Origin of the sequence: Acinetobacter sp. 1566109 (assembly GCF_000582255.1) — a bacterium.
GTDB lineage: Bacteria > Pseudomonadota > Gammaproteobacteria > Pseudomonadales > Moraxellaceae > Acinetobacter > Acinetobacter nosocomialis.
Window position 1 is genome coordinate 1 of record NZ_JEYB01000019.1, and the last position, 17,324, is coordinate 17,324.

The window sequence follows — 17,324 nt, forward strand, 5'->3', positions numbered from 1 at the left end:
TAAAATGGAGGTTGCAAAGCCACAGCCTGCACTACCTAAGGCTGGAATTGGTCCTAAGCCATGCATAAAAATCATGTTAAGCGGGATTAAAACCACTAAGGCCAATAAGCTAATCGCGGTTACAGGACGTGGGTGGCCTAAAGCTTCTGAATAGCCACGTAGCGCTGCGTACATAGTTACAGCAGGCATACCTAAACCAATAGCATGCAAGAATAAACTTGCTTTAGGTCTTAAGCTTTCTGGAACACCGAATACGTGTAAGAAAAAAGGCATAAGCTGCAAAATGAGCATAGCCATTACACCTAAAATGATGGCAACCCATAATGACTGACGAACAATCACAGGAATTTGTTCTGTATTTCTAGCGCCTTTTGCCTCTGCAACTAACGGCGTAGTTGCAATCATGATTCCACTAAACAGAAGCATAATGGGAACCCATAAACCTACACCTACCGCAATAGCGGCTAAGTCTGCGGCAGATAAATGCCCAGCCATAATGGTATCAATTAACCCGAACCCTGCTTGAGCAAACTGCGTAATTAAAATAGGTAACATTAAATGGAAGAGTTGTTTTAATTCAGCCCGAAACGACGTGACATTCGACACAAAAGGTACTCTTTATAAATATAAAAATGAAACTAGCGCTGCAAGGTGAGTAACACACCAACAAAGATGACTACTCCACCAAGAAACCGTTGCCATGTAACAGGTGTCTTTTCGGTACCTAACCAGCCAAAATGATCAAGTAACATAGAAATGACCAATTGTCCAAAAACGACTAACCCTGTAAAGGTTAAAAAACCAAGCTTAGGTGCAGTATAAATGCTCATGCTAATTGCATAAACCCCAAGGAATCCTCCCGTCCAAAGAAGCCAAGGAATATTAGATATTTCACTTAAAGAGGGTTTTTCAGCACTTTGGAAGAACACCATAATGGCCAAGACAATAGTGCCTATGAAAAATGATAACAATGCCGCTTGTAATGGTGAGTGTAATTGCTCACGAAGCTGAGCATTGATTGCGGTCTGAAAAGCCATGGCAACACCGATTCCCATAGCTAAGGGTAAGATCAGGAAAAGTTGACTAGAGAATTTCATCATTTTTATCAATATTTAAGTATGTTTAAAAACAGTCTAAAGCAATTAAGGTATGTTTTCATAAGCCCATTGATGCAGTCATGTTAAAATAGAAATATTGTGTAAATTGGACCCTGTTCCTTGGCTGTATTAAACCCTGCTTCTGTTCCGTTATCTTTATATATCCACATGCCTTGGTGCGTGCGTAAATGTCCATATTGTGACTTTAACTCGCATGCGGTGCCTGATGGTGCGCTTTCGTCAGAACTCGAGCAAATCTATTTAAAAGCCTTAGTGGCCGACTTTGAAACTCAAGTCGAGATGGCACAAGGGCGTTCAATTCACAGTGTATTTATTGGTGGGGGAACACCTTCACTTATTTCTGCTAAAGGTTATGCATGGCTGTTTGAGCAGCTTAAGTCATTACTTAACTTTGAAGATGACTGTGAAATTACTTTAGAAGCTAATCCGGGAACACTAGAACATGACCCGTTTGCAGGCTATTTAGAGGCGGGTATTAATCGTTTGTCGATTGGTGTACAGACTTTTAATACAGATCACTTGCAAAAGCTTGGACGTATTCATTCAGCAAATAATGCTATGGATGCAATAGAGCAAGCAAGACAAGCAGGCTTTAAGCGAGTTAATGTCGATTTAATGCATGGGCTGCCTGAGCAAACACTAGAGCAAGCACTTTATGATTTAAAGATGGCTGTAGAGCATGGTGCTACACATATCAGTTGGTATCAACTTACTATTGAGCCAAATACCGTGTTTTTCCGAACGCAGCCTGTTCTACCTCAAGATGAAGTGTTAGAAGATATTCAAGAGCAAGGCGAAGCATATCTAAAAGCAAATGGCTTTATCAATTATGAAGTGTCAGCTTGGCGTAAAGAGCAGCCTTCAGCTCATAATTTAAATTATTGGGAGTTTGGTGATTATCTTGCAATTGGTGCAGGTGCACATGGCAAAGTAACACAGCCAGATGGCGTCTATCGTTTCCAAAAGACTCGTTTGCCGAAAGACTATTTAGCTAAAGTTCCAGCAGAACATTTGCAAATGAAAAAGATTGAGGCAGAAGAGCTACCTTTTGAGTTTATGATGAATGCTTTACGTCTAAATGATGGTGTGAACGCTGAGTTATATGAACAGCGTACAGGCTTAAGCTTAGATCATTTAAACGAGGTACTCACTTCACTACGAGCTAGAAAGCTACTAGTAGAGGATAGTTCTCGTTTGGCTTGTACAGAGCAGGGGCATATTTTCTTAAATTCAGTACTCGAAGAGTTCTTATAATCCAATAGTCCTAAAGAAAAAGCCGCACGATGAGATGCGGCTTTTTTGATGTTAGCGGGTGGTATAACCGCCATTTGCAAAAATGGTTTGGCCTGTAATCCACCAGCCGTCGGTGACCAAAAAACGAACTAGAGGCTCGATATCTTCAATTTTAGTAAGTCCACCTAGAGCTGAAGCTGATTTGTGGTAAGCCACTGCCTCGGCAGATTCCTGTCCATAAAAGAATGGTGTATCCATTGGGCCAGGGGCAACCGCAGTCACAGAAATCTGGCGATTACCAAATTCTTTTGATGCAGCACGGGTGTAGTGTTCAACAGGAGCTTTTAAACCCTCATAGGTTGAATAGAGCCCAGTGTAAGCTGCAAGAAGAGAAGTCACGATTGAACAGATTTTTCCGCCGTTATTTAAATGACGACCCGCCGATTGAATAAAGAAATAGGCAATTTTTGAGTTGATATCGCTCATGCTATCAAACTCTTGTTCTGTCGTTTCTAAAAATGACTTCTTTAAGACCTTTCCAACTGTATTAATCGCAATATCTATTCCACCAAAATGCTGCTTAGTGTCTAAGAATAGCTTCTCGATGTTATCGATATCTGTTAGATCTGCCTGAATTAGAATTGCATCTGCACCCAAGGCTTTTACGTCTGCGAGTGTTTGTTCGGCATCCGCTTGTGTCTCTGAACTATTGTAGTGAATTGCGATTTTTGCGCCTTGTTCTGCAAATTTACGGCTAATGAGTCCACCTAAGTTTTTTGCACCGCCAGTAATCAGTACAACTTTATCTTTAAGCGTATGAGTTGCCATGATGGTTATTCCTATGATGACTTGTTTTAATGTGTTTTTAGTCTAGATTGGCGGTAATTTTTGATCAATTATGCTAGTTTGGTTTAACTATTCAGAAAATACGAACAATTAAAATGGATCGGTTGCAGCAATTTTTTATTTTTACAGAAGTCGCTAAACGGCAAAGCTTTAGTGAAGTGGCACATCGACTCGATCTACCTCGCTCAACGGTAACCAGTGCCATTCAACAACTTGAAACTCATTATGGCGTACGTTTATTTCATCGAACTACGCGTAAAGTCAGTCTTACCCAAGATGGACAGCGAATATTGCCAGAGTGCCAAAACCTGTTGTTTGATTATGAACAATTAGAACAACTGATCCAGACGCAAAAACAGCATTATCGCGGCACATTAAAAATTTCAATGCCCAGTCGGATTGTGCATCAAGTGATTATTCCTGAGCTGTCAGATTTTTATCATCGCTATCCAGATATTCATTTGCAGCTCAATAGTTCTGATGATATGACTGACTTAATTGAAAAGGGGATTGACTGTGTTGTTCGGGTAGGCGAGTTAGATAGCAGCAGTTTAATTGCAAAATTTATTGGTCATTTGGTCATGGTGAACTGTGCAAGTGCTGACTATTTAGAACAGTACGGCATTCCTAAACAATTAGAAGATCTATCACAGCACAAACTGATTAACTACGCAGGAGCCGTAGGGGAAAAGCAGGGCGTATTTGTATATTCGGGTGGAACCGTCATGATGGATAGCGCTTTAAGTGTAAATAATACTGAAGCTTATATTGCGGCAGCTAATGCGGGTTTGGGAATTATTCAACTTCCATACTATGATGTTCAAGATAAGATTGAGCAGGGAATCTTGGTTGAGGTGCTTAGTGCTTATAGTGCACCATCACTTCCACTCAATATTTTATATCCGAACCGAAGTTATATTCCAAAGCGATTAGAAGTTTTTATGAATTGGGTGGGAGAGGTTTTAAATCGCAAATGCATCGTCATCTTTTAGTCATAAAAAGAAAATAAGATAACAATAAAAAAGCCTCTCAAATTGTGAGAGGCTTTTTAGAATTTGGTGGGTCGTCCGCGACTCGAACGCGGGACCAACGGATTAAAAGTCCGCTGCTCTACCAACTGAGCTAACGACCCAAATGGGTTCAAAACAGATAAGTGGTGGGTCGTCCGCGACTCGAACGCGGGACCAACGGATTAAAAGTCCGCTGCTCTACCAACTGAGCTAACGACCCGTATCGTTTTGATGTCGCGTATTTTAGCAAGTTATTCAACTAACACAAGAGGAAATTTAAAAACATTTGCATGATTGCCTATAAAAAGCACGATTTCCTCTTGTTTAGCTAAAAAATGAACTAAAAACGGTATTTATATGCCTGAATGTTGTCAAAAATTTCAGTTGTGATGTCACAGTAACTGTTTGCACCAGGCAATAAAGCGAGTAAACGTTCAGAAGTTTTGCTCGGATTAAATGCATCTTCTTTAAGTTTATTCTTCTGATATTTAAAAGTACCTGTTGTTTCGACCTTTTTTTGTACACGTAAAAACACCGGTACAGCATAAGCCGGCAAACACTTCTTAAAGACAGACACCATTTCGGTTAAATCTGCATCATTTAACTCTTCACCATCTGCCAGCGTGATGGCTGCCATACCAGCACGACCATTGGTATTTGGAATTTCTACACCATAAACAACAGCTTCAGCGATTTTTTCGTATTCACATACCATGTTTTCCACTTCAGTGGTCGATACGTTTTCACCTTTCCAGCGGAAAGTGTCGCCTAGACGGTCCACAAACTGTGCATGTCGGAAACCGATGTCACGAACTAAATCACCGGTGTTGAAATAAGAGTCACCTTTTTTGAAAACATCTTTCCAGATCACTGATTTGTTCTTTTCAGGGTCTGTATAACCGTCAAATGGAGAGCGGCTAGTAATTTTTCCAACTAGCAGGCCAACCTCACCTGCTTTAACTTTTTGACACCAGCCGTTTTTGTCGCGGATAGGCTCATTTTTCTCTTTATCGAACTGAACAATGGCATATGGTGTAGGAGAGAAGCCAACTGTGTTGTCGAAGTTGAAAATATTGCTAAATCCAACGTTACCTTCGCTCGATGCATAAAGTTCAAGAACTTCTTTAACGCCGAAGCGTTGTTTGAACTTGTCCCAGATATTTGGGCGCATGCCGTTACCGATCATTTTTGTGACACGATGGTTACGGTCAAGTTCCGTAACAGGGGCATCCATTAAGTAGCGACAAAGTTCACCGACATATCCAATTGCAGACGCATTAAATTTTTGAACGTCTTTCCAGAATGCGCTAGTCGAATATTTACGACGAATTGCAAGGGTTGCACTTCCAGCAATTACACCACACCAGCAAACCACCACACCTGTTGCATGGTAAAGCGGTAAGGTGACGTACATAACGTCATCTGGGCCTAAGTTTAAGATATGGCCATAAGTACCATACGCTAATGTCCAGCGACTGTGTTTGAAAATAACTGCCTTTGGTAAACCTGTTGTACCAGAGGTGTAAATATAAAACAGGCCATCATTACCAGTCACAGAATGGGTAGTGGATGGGTTAAATTTTGGAAATTGATCAATTTGGTCAGCTAGATTGATATAACCTTGAGGTGCTGTACCCGAATTTTGACGGGTTGCCTGATCTGCGAACCAGTGGAAACGATCTTTAGGAACATTTAAATCCTGACGAATTTCGTCAATAGCAGCACGAACTTCTTCACCCGCAATAACAGCAATTGGCTTTACCAGATTGATGCTATGAGCAAGAACCTTACCGACTTGTGATGTATTCACAAGTGCAATCGTGACTCCAATCTTGGCTAAACCAACAATTGTTGCAATCAGCTCCGAGCGGTTTTCAATCATTACAGCAATGACGTCACCCTTATGTGCTCCCAAGGAGAGATAGTAATGGGAAATCTGGTTTGCCCATTCATTTAAAGCTTCATAAGAATAACTTTGATCTTCAAATAATAATGCCGCGCCTTTAGGATTTCGCTTAACAGCTTTTTCAAAAGCAATACCCAAACCTGTTGGAGTATGTGATGTTCTTAAATAAGCCTGTCTAAGACCATTTAGGATATGGGGTACTTTGGGAATGAAGCTAGGAAGTCTTGTGGCAACATCACCAAGCGTAATGATATCGGTCTGTGTTGTCTGGCTCATATCAATCCTATTTATTTTTCGATCAATCCAAAAAAGGTTGTGGGGCAAAAAGTCCAATAGTTTTCATGGTTCACCATGCTTTTAAAACTTTTCTTCTAGTGCAATCAACCTAATTGGTTAAAAATAACAAAAAAAACCTAGTCATCGAAATGACTAGGTTTGTTTAAATTAGCTGCAATTGAGCAAATGGCTTACTCAGCTACAGGATTAGCTTTTTTTGGCGGACGGCCACGAGGACGGCGAGGACGACTTGGTTTATCCTTGTCGGCTTTAGCGTCTTCTGTTTCAGCATCAGCTGCCGCTTCAGTCGGAGCCGCTGTTTCTTCAGGAGCTGCTTTCGCTTTGCTTGCTGCTTTTGATGGCGCAGGTTCTTTTGCTACAGGAGCTTCAGCTACTTTTTCTGTAGTTTTTTCTTCTACAGGGGCAGCTTCAAGCTGTGCAACTTCAGTTGACTGATTAAGTTCAAGCGGTTGCTGTTCTGGTTCAGCAGTAGCTTGTGTTTCAGCTGGTGCAGTAGCAACAGTTTCTTCTGCTACAGGAGCAGGAGTTACAACTTCTTCTTGAGCAGAATGTTGTTGTTTCACTTGCTCAAATGCTTGCTCCGCAGCTAATTTTGCTAAACGGCGACGTTCACGCGGATCATTTGCAACACGTGGAGTCGGTGCTTGCGATGGAGTAAGTGGAAGTACTGGTGCTGGTTCTGCTTCTTCAGCCGGTTTATGGCTTGGAAGTTCTGCATCACGAGTTACAGGCTTTTTCTCTTCTGTTTCAGAAGTTACTTCAACCACTAAAGTGCTTGCATACTGTTCTGCAAACTTTTGCAATGCACGATTAAACGTTGGTACCAAACCAAATTGTTCAATCAATACTGTACAGTCTTCGCCATATACATGACGAATTAAGCTACCGATCGTGTGTTGTGCCAAAGTTGGAATTTGCGATGGCGCAATAGATGGCACAGCAGCTTTGGCTTGTTTAGCCTCACGTTGCTGACGACGACGCATACGTGGGTCATTGCTAGCACGTTGGATTTGTGGCTGAGCAGCTTGTTCAGTTGGCTGAGCTTCATTTTTTGCTTCAGCAACAACGGCTTTCTCTTCTGCAACAGGAGCTGGTGTTGACTCTGGAGCAACTTCAGCAGGAGCAGACTCAACACGCTCAACTTGGCGTTCAGGTGTAAGCGCCACAATCTCGCTTTGACCTTGATCAACATTAATAATTAAAGCAGTGTTCATGACATCATGCTTAGGTGCATCAATCACATCAACTTTAACTTGTTTTTCATCAACAACAACTGGTGCCGGCGTATTTTGATTTTCATTTAATACGCTTGGATCGCGGTGGCGATTTGGACGGTTCGGACGCTGTTGATTATTGCGATCACGACGTGGAACAACATTTTCAGTTTGTTGTACATCATTATTTTGATGTTGCTGATCTTGCTGTTGTTGACGTTTTTGCTGACGTTTTAACTCACGTTGCTCTTGGCGTGACAACTGAACCACTTCTTCATGCACTTGATGTTGCTGTTCATGAGATTGGTGATGCTGCTCACGTTGCTCTTTATGTTTACGCTTTTTGTTGTTCTGACGTTGTTGCTGAGATTTATCGTCTTTTTCAACATGTTCACGAACTTCTTGTTTCACAGGTGACTGTGAAATATAAGCGTTATTTGTTTGAACTGGCGCAACTTCTGCAACAGCAGGTACGGCTACTTGACCGAACTGACCACGGCTAACAGCACCCGTATTTACCATTTGCTCAATCGCAGCAGCAGCGTTTTGTGCTGAACGAGATTGATCAACAGTTTGCGCTTGTTTTTGAACAAATAAGTTTTCTAACCATGCACAAGGACTTGCTGCTTTTTGAGCTGCAGGTTGCTGTACTACAGGTTGAGTTGTATGGCTTGTCTTTTTCTGAGCAGAACCATTTTTTGAAGCAGGAGCTGTTACATGAGCATGATCTGCTTCTTCTAAATGCCATTCAGAAGACTCATAACCTAACTCTTTCTCACTAGAGCGAGTTGCTTCAGTACGTTCATAGCTAGATGGAGCAAAACCATCTGGGTTATAAGCAATTTCGTAATGTGGAGTTTCTAAGTGCGGGTGAGGTAATACAGTTACACGTACACCAGAAGTTTGCTCTAAATACACCAAACTATGGCGTTTTTCATTAAGCAAGAAGGCTGCAATTTCAACTGGAACTTCAACCTGAACTTCACCATGACGTTCACGAAGAGCAATCTCTTCAACTTTACGCATGATTGAAAGAGAAAGTGAACGTAAGTCACGAACCATGCCTGTACCATGACAGCGAGGGCATACATAACCTGTTGCTTCTTCAAGCGATGGACGTAAGCGTTGACGGCTCATTTCCATTAAGCCAAAACGAGACAACTGACCGAACTGAATACGGGCGCGATCACTTTGGGTTGCTTCACGAAGTTTTGCTTCAACCATACGTTGATTGCGTTCTTTAGTCATATCGATGAAGTCGATGACAACTAAACCGCCAATGTCACGAAGACGAAGTTGACGAGCAATTTCTTCTGCTGCTTCAAGGTTTGTATTCAGTGCAGTTTCTTCAACATCATGTCCGCGAGTTGATTTCGCAGAGTTAATGTCGATTGAAACTAAAGCTTCAGTCTGGTCAATTACGATTGAACCGCCAGAAGGAAGTTTTACTTCACGTTCGTAAGCAGTTTGAATTTGGCTTTCAATACCAAAATGAGCGAATAATGGCTCGTTTAAAGTATAAGTTTTTAATTTGTCTAATTGACGTGGCATTACTGCTTTAACAAAGTTATATGCTTCGTTATAAGCCTGTTCACTATCAATTAAGATTTCAGCAACGTCATCACGTAAGTAATCACGAATCGCACGTGTTACAACGCCAGCTTCCTGATGAACAAGCATCGGAGAAGGACCTGAGCTTGCTGTACTTTGAATTTGTGTCCAAAGGTCAAGCAAGTGTTGTAAGTCGAGTTGTAATTCTTCTTGAGTACGGCCAATACCAGCGGTACGTACAATAACGCTCATACCACGAGGTACATTTAAAGACGCTAAAATTTCTTTTAACTCTTCACGCACTGAACCTGAAATTTGACGGCTAATACCACCACCTTTCGGGTTGTTTGGCATAAGAACCAAATAACGGCCTGCAAGAGAAATAAAAGTAGAAAGGGCTGCACCTTTATTACCACGTTCTTCTTTTTCAACCTGAACTAAAAGCTCTGTGCCTTCAGTAATAAGTTCACGAATGTTTGAAGTTTGACGTGGGTCTGCCTGAAAATAGCTGTTCGCAATTTCACGCATAGATAAGAAGCCTTGACGACCTGCGCCGTATTCAACAAAAACAGCTTCTAATGAAGGTTCTACGCGGGTGACATGGCCTTTATAGATATTGGATTTTTTCTGTTCTCGGGTACGATTCTCTAAATCAAAATCGTAAAGACGATTACCAGTGATAAGTGCAACGCGAACTTCTTCGGCATGAGTTGCATTAATCAACATACGTTTCATGGGTGTGACACCTAATAGTGACTCACACAAACAAACCAAACAAACTTAAAGGTTCTGAACGAACATCGAACATGACGGATCATTTCCCAGATCTCAAAATACTTGTGGTCTGAGTCATCTGTTACCGGCTACATTTAGCCTTAGCTTCGATTCTCGTCTGTGATGTAGGCAATACTGCTTCAACCTTTAAATCGGAATTCCCTTTTGCTTCACTGGCGGGTGAGCGGTGCATTGGTTAATGACTTTCACTGTCATTGGGCGCGAAGTGACTTCTTTATTGGAAGTTTGATACGGAATGCTCATCGTATCGGTGCTTTCGGCAGTTCCAATGCATCAACGCTTTAGCCTGAAGGCAACATTAAGGATCGATTTGTCTGATGTGTATCAGTTTACGTTCCATAACCAACTAGAGTTGGTAACATATTTTTTTGAACAAACTGAATTAAACGCAACAGTTTGTCATTTTGCCGATATAATAAGCCTTCGGCGTCGGCATAATTCTTTAGGACCTGTCCGAGCTGGTGATGAAAGCATCATTTTGATTGAGGTTTCAATCAGGGAAATTTCCCTTTAGATGTTCACTTACGGTGGTATCCGTGCGCTGACTATATCAAACCTTGCAGCATCTGCCTATGGGCTAAGCTTAGATTTCTTGTGAAAAAACTAAGCTAATCGGTCATTTATTAATCAAATTTCGTAAAATTTCAGGTTTAAATATTAGTATGAATTCTACACAGCAATGGCAAAGTGTCACTTGGTTTGAGGTGGATGAGCATCAAGCAGGACAACGAATCGATAATTTCCTGTTTTCACGTTTGAAGGGTGTACCAAAGAGTCGAATTTATCGTTTGATTCGTGAAGGTCAGGTTCGCGTGAATAAAAAACGTATTAAAGCTGAGACCAAACTTGCAATTGGGGACCAGATTCGCGTTGCGCCTATTCGTTATGAACAAAAAGATGAAACTGCTGTTCCTGTAAGCGACAGTGTAGCTCAAGGTTTATTAAGCCGTGTGGTTTACGAAGATGAAGGCCTATTAGTTGTAAATAAACCTTCAGGTATTGCCGTACATGGCGGTAGTGGCGTGGCGTATGGTTTGATTGAGGCACTACGCGCGGCGACAGGTAAAAAATATTTAGAATTGATCCACCGTATTGACCGTGACACATCTGGTCTGGTCATGATTAGTAAAAAGCGTAGCACTTTAAAGTTGCTACAAGATATGTTGCGTGAACACAAAATTCGTAAGACCTATGCCGCTATTGTAAAAGGTCAGGTAAGTCTTGATAAACAACTCATTGATGCTCCTCTATTTCGCTATGAGTTAGCAAATGGCGAGCGTCGCGTACGTGTATCTAAAGAAGGTAAGCCAAGTAAAACCGAATGGGTGGTTGCAGAGCGCTTTAAAAATGCCACACTGGTTCATGCTTCGCCTTTATCAGGTCGTACCCATCAAATTCGTGTACATGGTTTAAGTATTGGACATCCTTTGCTGGGTGACGATAAATATGGTCACAACACTGCTTATGCGGGGCCTGAAGCACGCCGTTTGTGTTTGCATGCCATGCGTTTAGATATTCCGGGTTATCCAACGATTGAAGCACCGTTACCAGAAGACATGACCCAGTTATTAGAGGCTTTGAGAGTAGCAAAATGAGTCTGAAAACCGAATTAGTGATTTTTGACTGGGATGGTACTTTATATAATTCTGTCGGTCAGATTGTTGCAAGTTTACAGCATGCGGCAGAGCAGCATGAGTTAACGCTAACGGATGAAGCCGCAAAAAGTATTATTGGTTTAGGTTTACCGGAAGTGATGCAAACTTTATTTCCGGAAACTCCAGAGCTACATGAATCGATTTTAAAAGCATATGGCGATCACTATATTGCCAACTCGACAAATGATGCATGGTTCGAAGGTATTTCTGAGTTACTTCATGACTTAAAAGCTCAAGGTTTAAAACTTGCGGTAGCAACAGGTAAAAACCGCCGTGGGTTAGACCGTGTGATTGCAAAAACACAAAGTACTCATCTGTTTGATGCTACTCGAGCAGCCAATGAAACCCGTTCAAAACCAGATCCACTCATGTTGCAGGAAATTTTGAATGTAACAGGGGTAAGCGTCGAGCGCGCCATAATGATTGGTGATAGTAGTTATGATCTTGAGATGGCACAGCGTTTAGGTATGCCACGTATTGGTGTTGGCTATGGTGTGCATTCGATCGAAGTTCTACAACAGTTCCAGCCTTTAACAATTGCTAAAGATGTACCTGAGCTGCACAACTTTTTAAGAGAGTATGCAAAGTTATCTAATGCAGATGTAGCGTAATTTAGAATGATATAAGAAGGGGGAATTTATTCCCTCTTATTGTATGTCCAATAACAATAAGACGAGAAAAATGAGCCGTTCTATTCGTTTATTAAATCTTTTACAGCAACTTCGTGAATCCCGTTATCCAGTGACTGCACAAGTCTTGGCTGAGCGTATGGGAATTAGTGTTCGTAGTATTTACCGCGATATTGATAGTCTACGTGCCCAAGGTGTGAGAATCGATGCATCAGCGGGTTTAGGATTTCAGCTTAAAGAAGACATAGTATTGCCACCAATGACGCTCAATGAAAATGAAGTTGAAGCTATTTTTCTGGCGTTGTATTGGTTGAAGAGTGTACCCGATCAATCTTTACAATCGGCTTCTACATCAATCTTAGCTAAATTAAATTCTGTGCTGCCTGAACATCGCCAATATTTATTACAGCAAACAACCTTAAGAGCGTTTAACACATGGCTGCCTGTAGATAAAAATCAGGTTGAACAAGTACGTTTAGCCATTCGGCAGCAAGTCAAAATTACAATGCATTATCATGATGAACAACAACGAAGTAGCGTTCGAACCTTGTGGCCATTTGCCTTGGGATACTTTAATGACAAAATTGTGTTGGCCGCATGGTGTGAATTAAGACAGGACTTTCGACATTTTAGAATGGATCGTATTCAACACTTAAGTTTAACCCAAGAATTATATCCATCATTTAAGCAGCAACTCTTCCAGCAGTGGTGGGCACAAGAATCGCAGACTACTGACAAAAACTGACAAAAGATATTTGTAGACTAGAACCACGATAAACAAGGAGCCATAAAAATGAGCCTTAAACTTTATACTAACAAAGAATCGCGTGGTGTAGTGATTGACTGGCTTTTAGTCGAGCTTGGTGTTGAATGTGAACGTATTGAAGTTGCATACCGAACCGAGATGAAGTCACCAGAATATTTAAAAATTAATCCTTTTGGAAAAGTACCTGTATTGGTAGATGGCGATGTTGTTATTTATGAGTTAGGGGCAATTTGCGCATATCTTGCGGACAAGTTTAGTGACAAAGGCTTGGCACCAGCCTTGAATGATCCAAAGCGTGGTTTGTACTATCGTTGGTTATTTATGATGGCAGGTCCTTGGGAAGCTGCTGGCGTTGATAAAGCTCTAGGAATAAAAGTATCTCCTGAGCAAAAAATGTTTGTGAGTTATGGTGATTACAACGATGCTTACCAAGCTTTGATTCAAGGGCTGAGTGAGGCTGATCCATACTTATGTGGTGAACAGTTTACGGCAGCAGATGTAAGCGTGGGCGCGATGTTGTTATGGCAATTGAAAATGAACACGATTGAATCACATCCTACCATTACACGTTATGTTGAAACGATTAAACAACGTGAAGGATTAAAACAAAGCAGTATGGGCGGATTATTGTAAACCTATGCTACTTCGAGCCACCTTTTAAGGTGGCTTTTTGTTTTTTAATCAAAAGCTTTAATTGCTAATAAAACCCGCAGCTACGTTAATACAAATTGCTAAAATAGTCGTGTTAAAGCCAAATGCCAAAACGAAATGAAATAAGTTTAGCAAACGCATATGCCTAGTGGTAACCGATACATCTGCTGTTTGTGCTGAAGTACCAATAATATAACTAAAATATAAGAAATCAGGATATGTTGGATTTTTGGTCCCTGGAAAATCTAATCCACCACTTTCTTCATTTCTGGATAAAGCCATGTAAAAGTCATGTGCATAGTGCAAGGCGAAAACGGTGTGCATAAAAAGCCATGCTGAAACAATGGTAAGTAAAGCTAAAGCAACATGTCCTAATTTTGCATAATGGTCAGAAGGAAGCTGAGACAGCTGTACTAATATAGCAACTAGACACATAGAAATTGCAAGTAAAACAATCAGCATAATGACCCATTTGCTTTCATCTTGTTTTTTAGCTTGCTGCTGCATTTGAGAGTGATCAGCATTTTTCATAAGTTTGAAAACATTCAATAAATATAAGCCAATCGACCCATTCCAGCTTACTAATAAAATAGTAGACCATTTCCATGAGGTGAACCAAGTCAATAGAATTCCGGCAATAACGCCAACGAATAAAGCAATAAAGAAGTGAGGTCGGTTTTTTACGCTACGCCCCAAATGCTTTAATAGTCCCAACATTTACTCGACTCTCCTTATGCCGTAAAAACTATTTTTTTACTATTTGGTTAATTTAACATTAAGTTTTATATATTGTTTATACTTTTGATTGTCTTTTTAAATAATATTTTTGATAAGCTAAAATATAAAAAATTATCGCAATTTAAATAATGGATCAAAAGTATAAAATAAATCTTAAGCTCATTTATTTTATACTTTAATTTAGATTTTCTAACTAATTTATTATTGCCAAATAAAGTTAACTTTAATTTGTCGTATTTAATCGAGATTCTTATCAAGATGAAACACTTTATTGAGCTGGTCAATAAATCTTTTAACACCTACAGATTCTGTATTTTTACGATAACTGACAAATAAATCTAAAGAAGGTAAATCCACATCCAAAGGGCGAACTACTGTATTTGATACACCTAGAGGTGCAACATAGGCTGGTAAAATCGTACAACCTAGACCTGACCCAATCGAATTAATATTGAGTAAAATACTATCGGCCTTTTGTACGATATTCAGATCAATACCATGAGTTTTAGTAAATTCTAAAATAGTATTGTGCAGCGTATTCGATTGTTCGGCGGCAGGAATAATAAAATCTATACCGTGTAAAGCTTTTACAGGAATGCGTTCATATTTAGCCAAAGGATGGTTTCTAGGTAATAAAAAAATTAATGGTTCTGTTAAAACAAATTGGCTTTGGATTTCATCGGTTTCGGTATTATCACGAGTGAAGGTGATGTCGAGTTCACCTCTTTTTAATGCTTTGAGTTGTTCTGTATTATTTAAGCTTGATAGTTCAATGGTCAGGTCAGGATGCTGTAATCGTAGATTTGGAAGTACGTACGGGAAAATTTTCATTTCTGCAATGGGGACAAAACCAATACGTAATAATTGTTGTTTGGCCTTTGAGACTTGACGTGCCATCGCTACAGCTTTATCTGCTTGAGCAAGTGTTAAACGGGCATGTTCTAAAAATACTTCACCTTCTTCAGTTAACTCGACTTTACGTTTTGTACGGTTTAAAAGTCGTACACCGACATCTTCTTCTAAATCTTTAATTTGTTGGCTAAGGGAGGGTTGAGCAGTATAGAGTTTTAGAGCGGCCTTACTAAAATTTAATTCTTCAGCAACAGTGATGAAATATCGAAGATGGCGTAATTCCATAAGACTAATCCAAAAAATGTCTTACTATGATTTAAGTAAAGTATAAAGCATAAAACTATATAGCGTGAAGATGCTTTAGATATTTATAAAATAAATGAAAATTTATAAATCATTATTAAATTAATATGAAATTTTTCTTAATTATTAATTTATAAAATATATTAATTGCCGATTATTAACTGTTTTTTTTAAATTTTCATAGGAAATTTTAATTTCTTTTTTAAAAATCACTTAAAGTTTTCTCATATTATGAAAAAATCTATTATTAATGCAGAGATTTAGGTGTTGATTTTTTTAGCGAAAAACTTTGGAAAGTATTTTTATAGTAAATGTATCACTCTTATATTGCTCTATTTTTTTAGTTTATCAAGCATCGATAAAAGTTGATAAAATTAAGCAATTTAAAAGATTTATTGAATAACTAAGATAAAAGTAGTTCATCCTTTAGCTTTAGATTACTTATTATATACTATTGTTATGTTATACAATAGCTTTTAATAAGAACTGTAAGTAACGAATCACAAACTCAACACATCTAAACATTTTTTTGTGGCACTTTAGATTGGTGTATGTCGGCGGCGACAAAAATAAAGGGATATTTATATGATAAATAAGTGTAAGTGTCATAGCTTAATTTATTTAAATCGCTAAGATAGAAAATTGAATGAATCATCCTCCTGATGCTACAACCATAGAATAAGCCCATGAAAGACAAGCCGACATTAACTTATCAATTGCCGACTCAGTCCTGTTGGACGCATACATGGATAAAACCGCCTTTTTGTCATCCTGAATTGGGCCATGAAAACGACACCCGTTTTTATAATCAGCAGCCTAGATCGCCTGCACGAGGATCGAAAGAATTATTGCGTTGGTTAGTCACTCGTGAATCTTATACATGGAATGTTGATATTCAAGGTGAATACGAAACTCGTGTGAATACACCAATTGCCTTACCACAGAACCGTCCTCATGCGGATTTAGATGATTGGCAAGTATGGTTTGTAGGTCACGCTACTGTACTCATTCAAATTGGACCATATAACTTTATTACCGACCCGGTTTGGTGTGATTATGCGAGTCCGTTGCATGGGCGTGGGCCACGCCGTGTATGCCCGGCCGGTTTTGCTTTGGAACAGTTGCCCACTATTCATGGAGTCTTACTGAGCCATAATCATTATGATCATATGGATTTGGCAACGCTTGAATGGTTGCACAAGAAATTTGCGATGCCGATTTATACAGGGCTTGGCAACGGGTTTTACTTACCTAAAGAGTTCCATGTAATTGAAATGGATTGGTGGCAGGAAATTCCTTATCACGAGTTAAGAATTGTTTATACACCTGCTCAGCACGGTTCGGGGCGGGGCTTACGTGATCAAAATAAAGCACTTTGGGGTGGTTTTTCGGTTTTAGCAAAAACAGGTCATTGTTTTTTCGCTGGTGACACTGGCTATGCAGCACACTTCAAACAGATACATGCACGTTATGGCGCACCACGTGTTGCTTTACTTCCAATTGGAGCTTATGAACCTCGTAAACTAATGAGCTACGTTCACATGAACCCTCAAGATGCAGTTCATGCACATTTGGATTTACAAGCGCATCGTTCTGTTGCGATTCACTATCGAACTTTTCAGTTAACAGATGAAGATCGGGAAGACCCTGAACATGCTTTAGCTCAAGCTATTAAAGCTTCATCAAAACTTGCTAATCCCTTTTATTGTATTCGAGAAGGGCATAAATTGACTGTCTAAAAGCCTATGGTTTTTATATTA

Annotated in this window: 13 protein-coding genes, 2 tRNA genes and 1 pseudogene; 7 read left to right on the forward strand and 9 right to left on the reverse strand. The window is 39.8% G+C overall.

Features of this window, described 5'->3' with window-relative positions:
* Both abeM and J582_RS14055 read right to left on the reverse strand, forming a co-directional pair.
* Positions 1–606, reverse strand: a pseudogene (abeM, locus tag J582_RS14050) (multidrug efflux MATE transporter AbeM); the annotation flags it as partial.
* A gap of 32 nt (positions 607–638) precedes the next feature.
* The gene (locus tag J582_RS14055; protein ID WP_001984522.1) at positions 639–1,100 is read right to left on the reverse strand and encodes a DMT family transporter; all 462 of its coding nucleotides are present in this window, start codon (positions 1,098–1,100) and stop codon (positions 639–641) included.
* 117 nt (positions 1,101–1,217) lie between these two features.
* Here J582_RS14055 and hemW point away from each other — a divergent pair, with 117 nt between their 5' ends.
* On the forward strand, positions 1,218–2,372 hold the full coding sequence (gene hemW / locus J582_RS14060) for a radical SAM family heme chaperone HemW (RefSeq protein ID WP_032048114.1): 1,155 nt from the start codon (positions 1,218–1,220) through the stop codon (positions 2,370–2,372).
* 51 nt (positions 2,373–2,423) lie between these two features.
* Here the strand turns inward: hemW and J582_RS14065 are convergent, their stop codons facing one another.
* On the reverse strand, positions 2,424–3,179 hold the full coding sequence (locus J582_RS14065) for an SDR family oxidoreductase (protein WP_032048115.1): 756 nt from the start codon (positions 3,177–3,179) through the stop codon (positions 2,424–2,426).
* 113 nt (positions 3,180–3,292) lie between these two features.
* Between J582_RS14065 and J582_RS14070 the strand changes: the two genes are divergently transcribed.
* Positions 3,293–4,189, forward strand: coding sequence for a LysR family transcriptional regulator (locus J582_RS14070; RefSeq protein ID WP_032048116.1), 897 nt, complete (start codon positions 3,293–3,295; stop codon positions 4,187–4,189).
* 64 nt (positions 4,190–4,253) lie between these two features.
* On the opposite strand, the gene J582_RS14075 is transcribed toward J582_RS14070, so the two are convergent.
* From J582_RS14075 to J582_RS14090, 4 genes are all read right to left on the reverse strand, one after another.
* Positions 4,254–4,329, reverse strand: a tRNA-Lys gene (locus J582_RS14075).
* Positions 4,330–4,351: 22 nt separating this feature from the next.
* Positions 4,352–4,427: transfer RNA gene (locus J582_RS14080), tRNA-Lys, on the reverse strand.
* A gap of 120 nt (positions 4,428–4,547) precedes the next feature.
* A complete protein-coding gene (locus J582_RS14085) occupies positions 4,548–6,389 on the reverse strand; it encodes a long-chain-acyl-CoA synthetase (protein WP_032048117.1) in 1,842 nt (613 codons plus the stop codon).
* Positions 6,390–6,580: 191 nt separating this feature from the next.
* Positions 6,581–9,910, reverse strand: a complete 3,330-nt coding sequence (locus J582_RS14090) for an Rne/Rng family ribonuclease (protein WP_032048118.1) — start codon at positions 9,908–9,910, stop codon at positions 6,581–6,583.
* 722 nt (positions 9,911–10,632) lie between these two features.
* Here J582_RS14090 and J582_RS14095 point away from each other — a divergent pair.
* The 4 genes from J582_RS14095 to J582_RS14110 all read left to right on the forward strand — a co-directional run bounded on the left by J582_RS14095 (position 10,633) and on the right by J582_RS14110 (position 13,653).
* The gene (locus tag J582_RS14095; protein WP_001089411.1) at positions 10,633–11,565 is read left to right on the forward strand and encodes an RluA family pseudouridine synthase; all 933 of its coding nucleotides are present in this window, start codon (positions 10,633–10,635) and stop codon (positions 11,563–11,565) included.
* The gene (locus J582_RS14100) at positions 11,562–12,236 is read left to right on the forward strand and encodes an HAD-IA family hydrolase (RefSeq protein ID WP_032048119.1); all 675 of its coding nucleotides are present in this window, start codon (positions 11,562–11,564) and stop codon (positions 12,234–12,236) included. Before J582_RS14095 ends, J582_RS14100 begins: the two co-directional genes overlap by 4 nt.
* A gap of 70 nt (positions 12,237–12,306) precedes the next feature.
* Positions 12,307–12,999: a helix-turn-helix transcriptional regulator gene (locus J582_RS14105; RefSeq protein WP_004883440.1), complete on the forward strand. Its 693-nt coding sequence runs from the start codon at positions 12,307–12,309 to the stop codon at positions 12,997–12,999.
* Positions 13,000–13,047: 48 nt separating this feature from the next.
* A complete protein-coding gene (locus J582_RS14110) occupies positions 13,048–13,653 on the forward strand; it encodes a glutathione S-transferase family protein (RefSeq protein ID WP_032048120.1) in 606 nt (201 codons plus the stop codon).
* Between the two features lie 57 nt (positions 13,654–13,710).
* Here the strand turns inward: J582_RS14110 and J582_RS14115 are convergent, their stop codons facing one another.
* Together J582_RS14115 and hcaR are read right to left on the reverse strand one after the other, a co-directional pair.
* Positions 13,711–14,388: a DUF1345 domain-containing protein gene (locus J582_RS14115; RefSeq protein ID WP_004710735.1), complete on the reverse strand. Its 678-nt coding sequence runs from the start codon at positions 14,386–14,388 to the stop codon at positions 13,711–13,713.
* 258 nt (positions 14,389–14,646) lie between these two features.
* The gene (gene hcaR / locus J582_RS14120; protein ID WP_002053339.1) at positions 14,647–15,546 is read right to left on the reverse strand and encodes a DNA-binding transcriptional regulator HcaR; all 900 of its coding nucleotides are present in this window, start codon (positions 15,544–15,546) and stop codon (positions 14,647–14,649) included.
* A 704-nt stretch (positions 15,547–16,250) separates the two neighbouring features.
* On the opposite strand from hcaR, the gene J582_RS14125 reads away from it, so the two are divergent.
* Complete coding sequence (locus J582_RS14125) at positions 16,251–17,303, forward strand: MBL fold metallo-hydrolase (RefSeq protein WP_006582243.1); 1,053 nt, start codon at positions 16,251–16,253, stop codon at positions 17,301–17,303.
* The last annotated feature ends 21 nt before the right edge of the window (positions 17,304–17,324 follow it).

Bases quoted from the DNA above. Each gene is read 5' to 3' on its own strand.
- J582_RS14055 (WP_001984522.1), bottom strand. From the start codon at position 1,100: ATGATGAAATTCTCTAGTCAACTTTTCCTGATCTTACCCTTAGCTATG.
- J582_RS14065 (WP_032048115.1), bottom strand. From the start codon at position 3,179: ATGGCAACTCATACGCTTAAAGATAAAGTTGTACTGATTACTGGCGGT.
- J582_RS14070 (WP_032048116.1), top strand. From the start codon at position 3,293: ATGGATCGGTTGCAGCAATTTTTTATTTTTACAGAAGTCGCTAAACGG.
- J582_RS14085 (WP_032048117.1), bottom strand. From the start codon at position 6,389: ATGAGCCAGACAACACAGACCGATATCATTACGCTTGGTGATGTTGCC.
- J582_RS14090 (WP_032048118.1), bottom strand. From the start codon at position 9,910: ATGAAACGTATGTTGATTAATGCAACTCATGCCGAAGAAGTTCGCGTT.
- J582_RS14095 (WP_001089411.1), top strand. From the start codon at position 10,633: ATGAATTCTACACAGCAATGGCAAAGTGTCACTTGGTTTGAGGTGGAT.
- J582_RS14100 (WP_032048119.1), top strand. From the start codon at position 11,562: ATGAGTCTGAAAACCGAATTAGTGATTTTTGACTGGGATGGTACTTTA.
- J582_RS14105 (WP_004883440.1), top strand. From the start codon at position 12,307: ATGAGCCGTTCTATTCGTTTATTAAATCTTTTACAGCAACTTCGTGAA.
- J582_RS14110 (WP_032048120.1), top strand. From the start codon at position 13,048: ATGAGCCTTAAACTTTATACTAACAAAGAATCGCGTGGTGTAGTGATT.
- J582_RS14115 (WP_004710735.1), bottom strand. From the start codon at position 14,388: ATGTTGGGACTATTAAAGCATTTGGGGCGTAGCGTAAAAAACCGACCT.
- hcaR (WP_002053339.1), bottom strand. From the start codon at position 15,546: ATGGAATTACGCCATCTTCGATATTTCATCACTGTTGCTGAAGAATTA.
- J582_RS14125 (WP_006582243.1), top strand. From the start codon at position 16,251: ATGAAAGACAAGCCGACATTAACTTATCAATTGCCGACTCAGTCCTGT.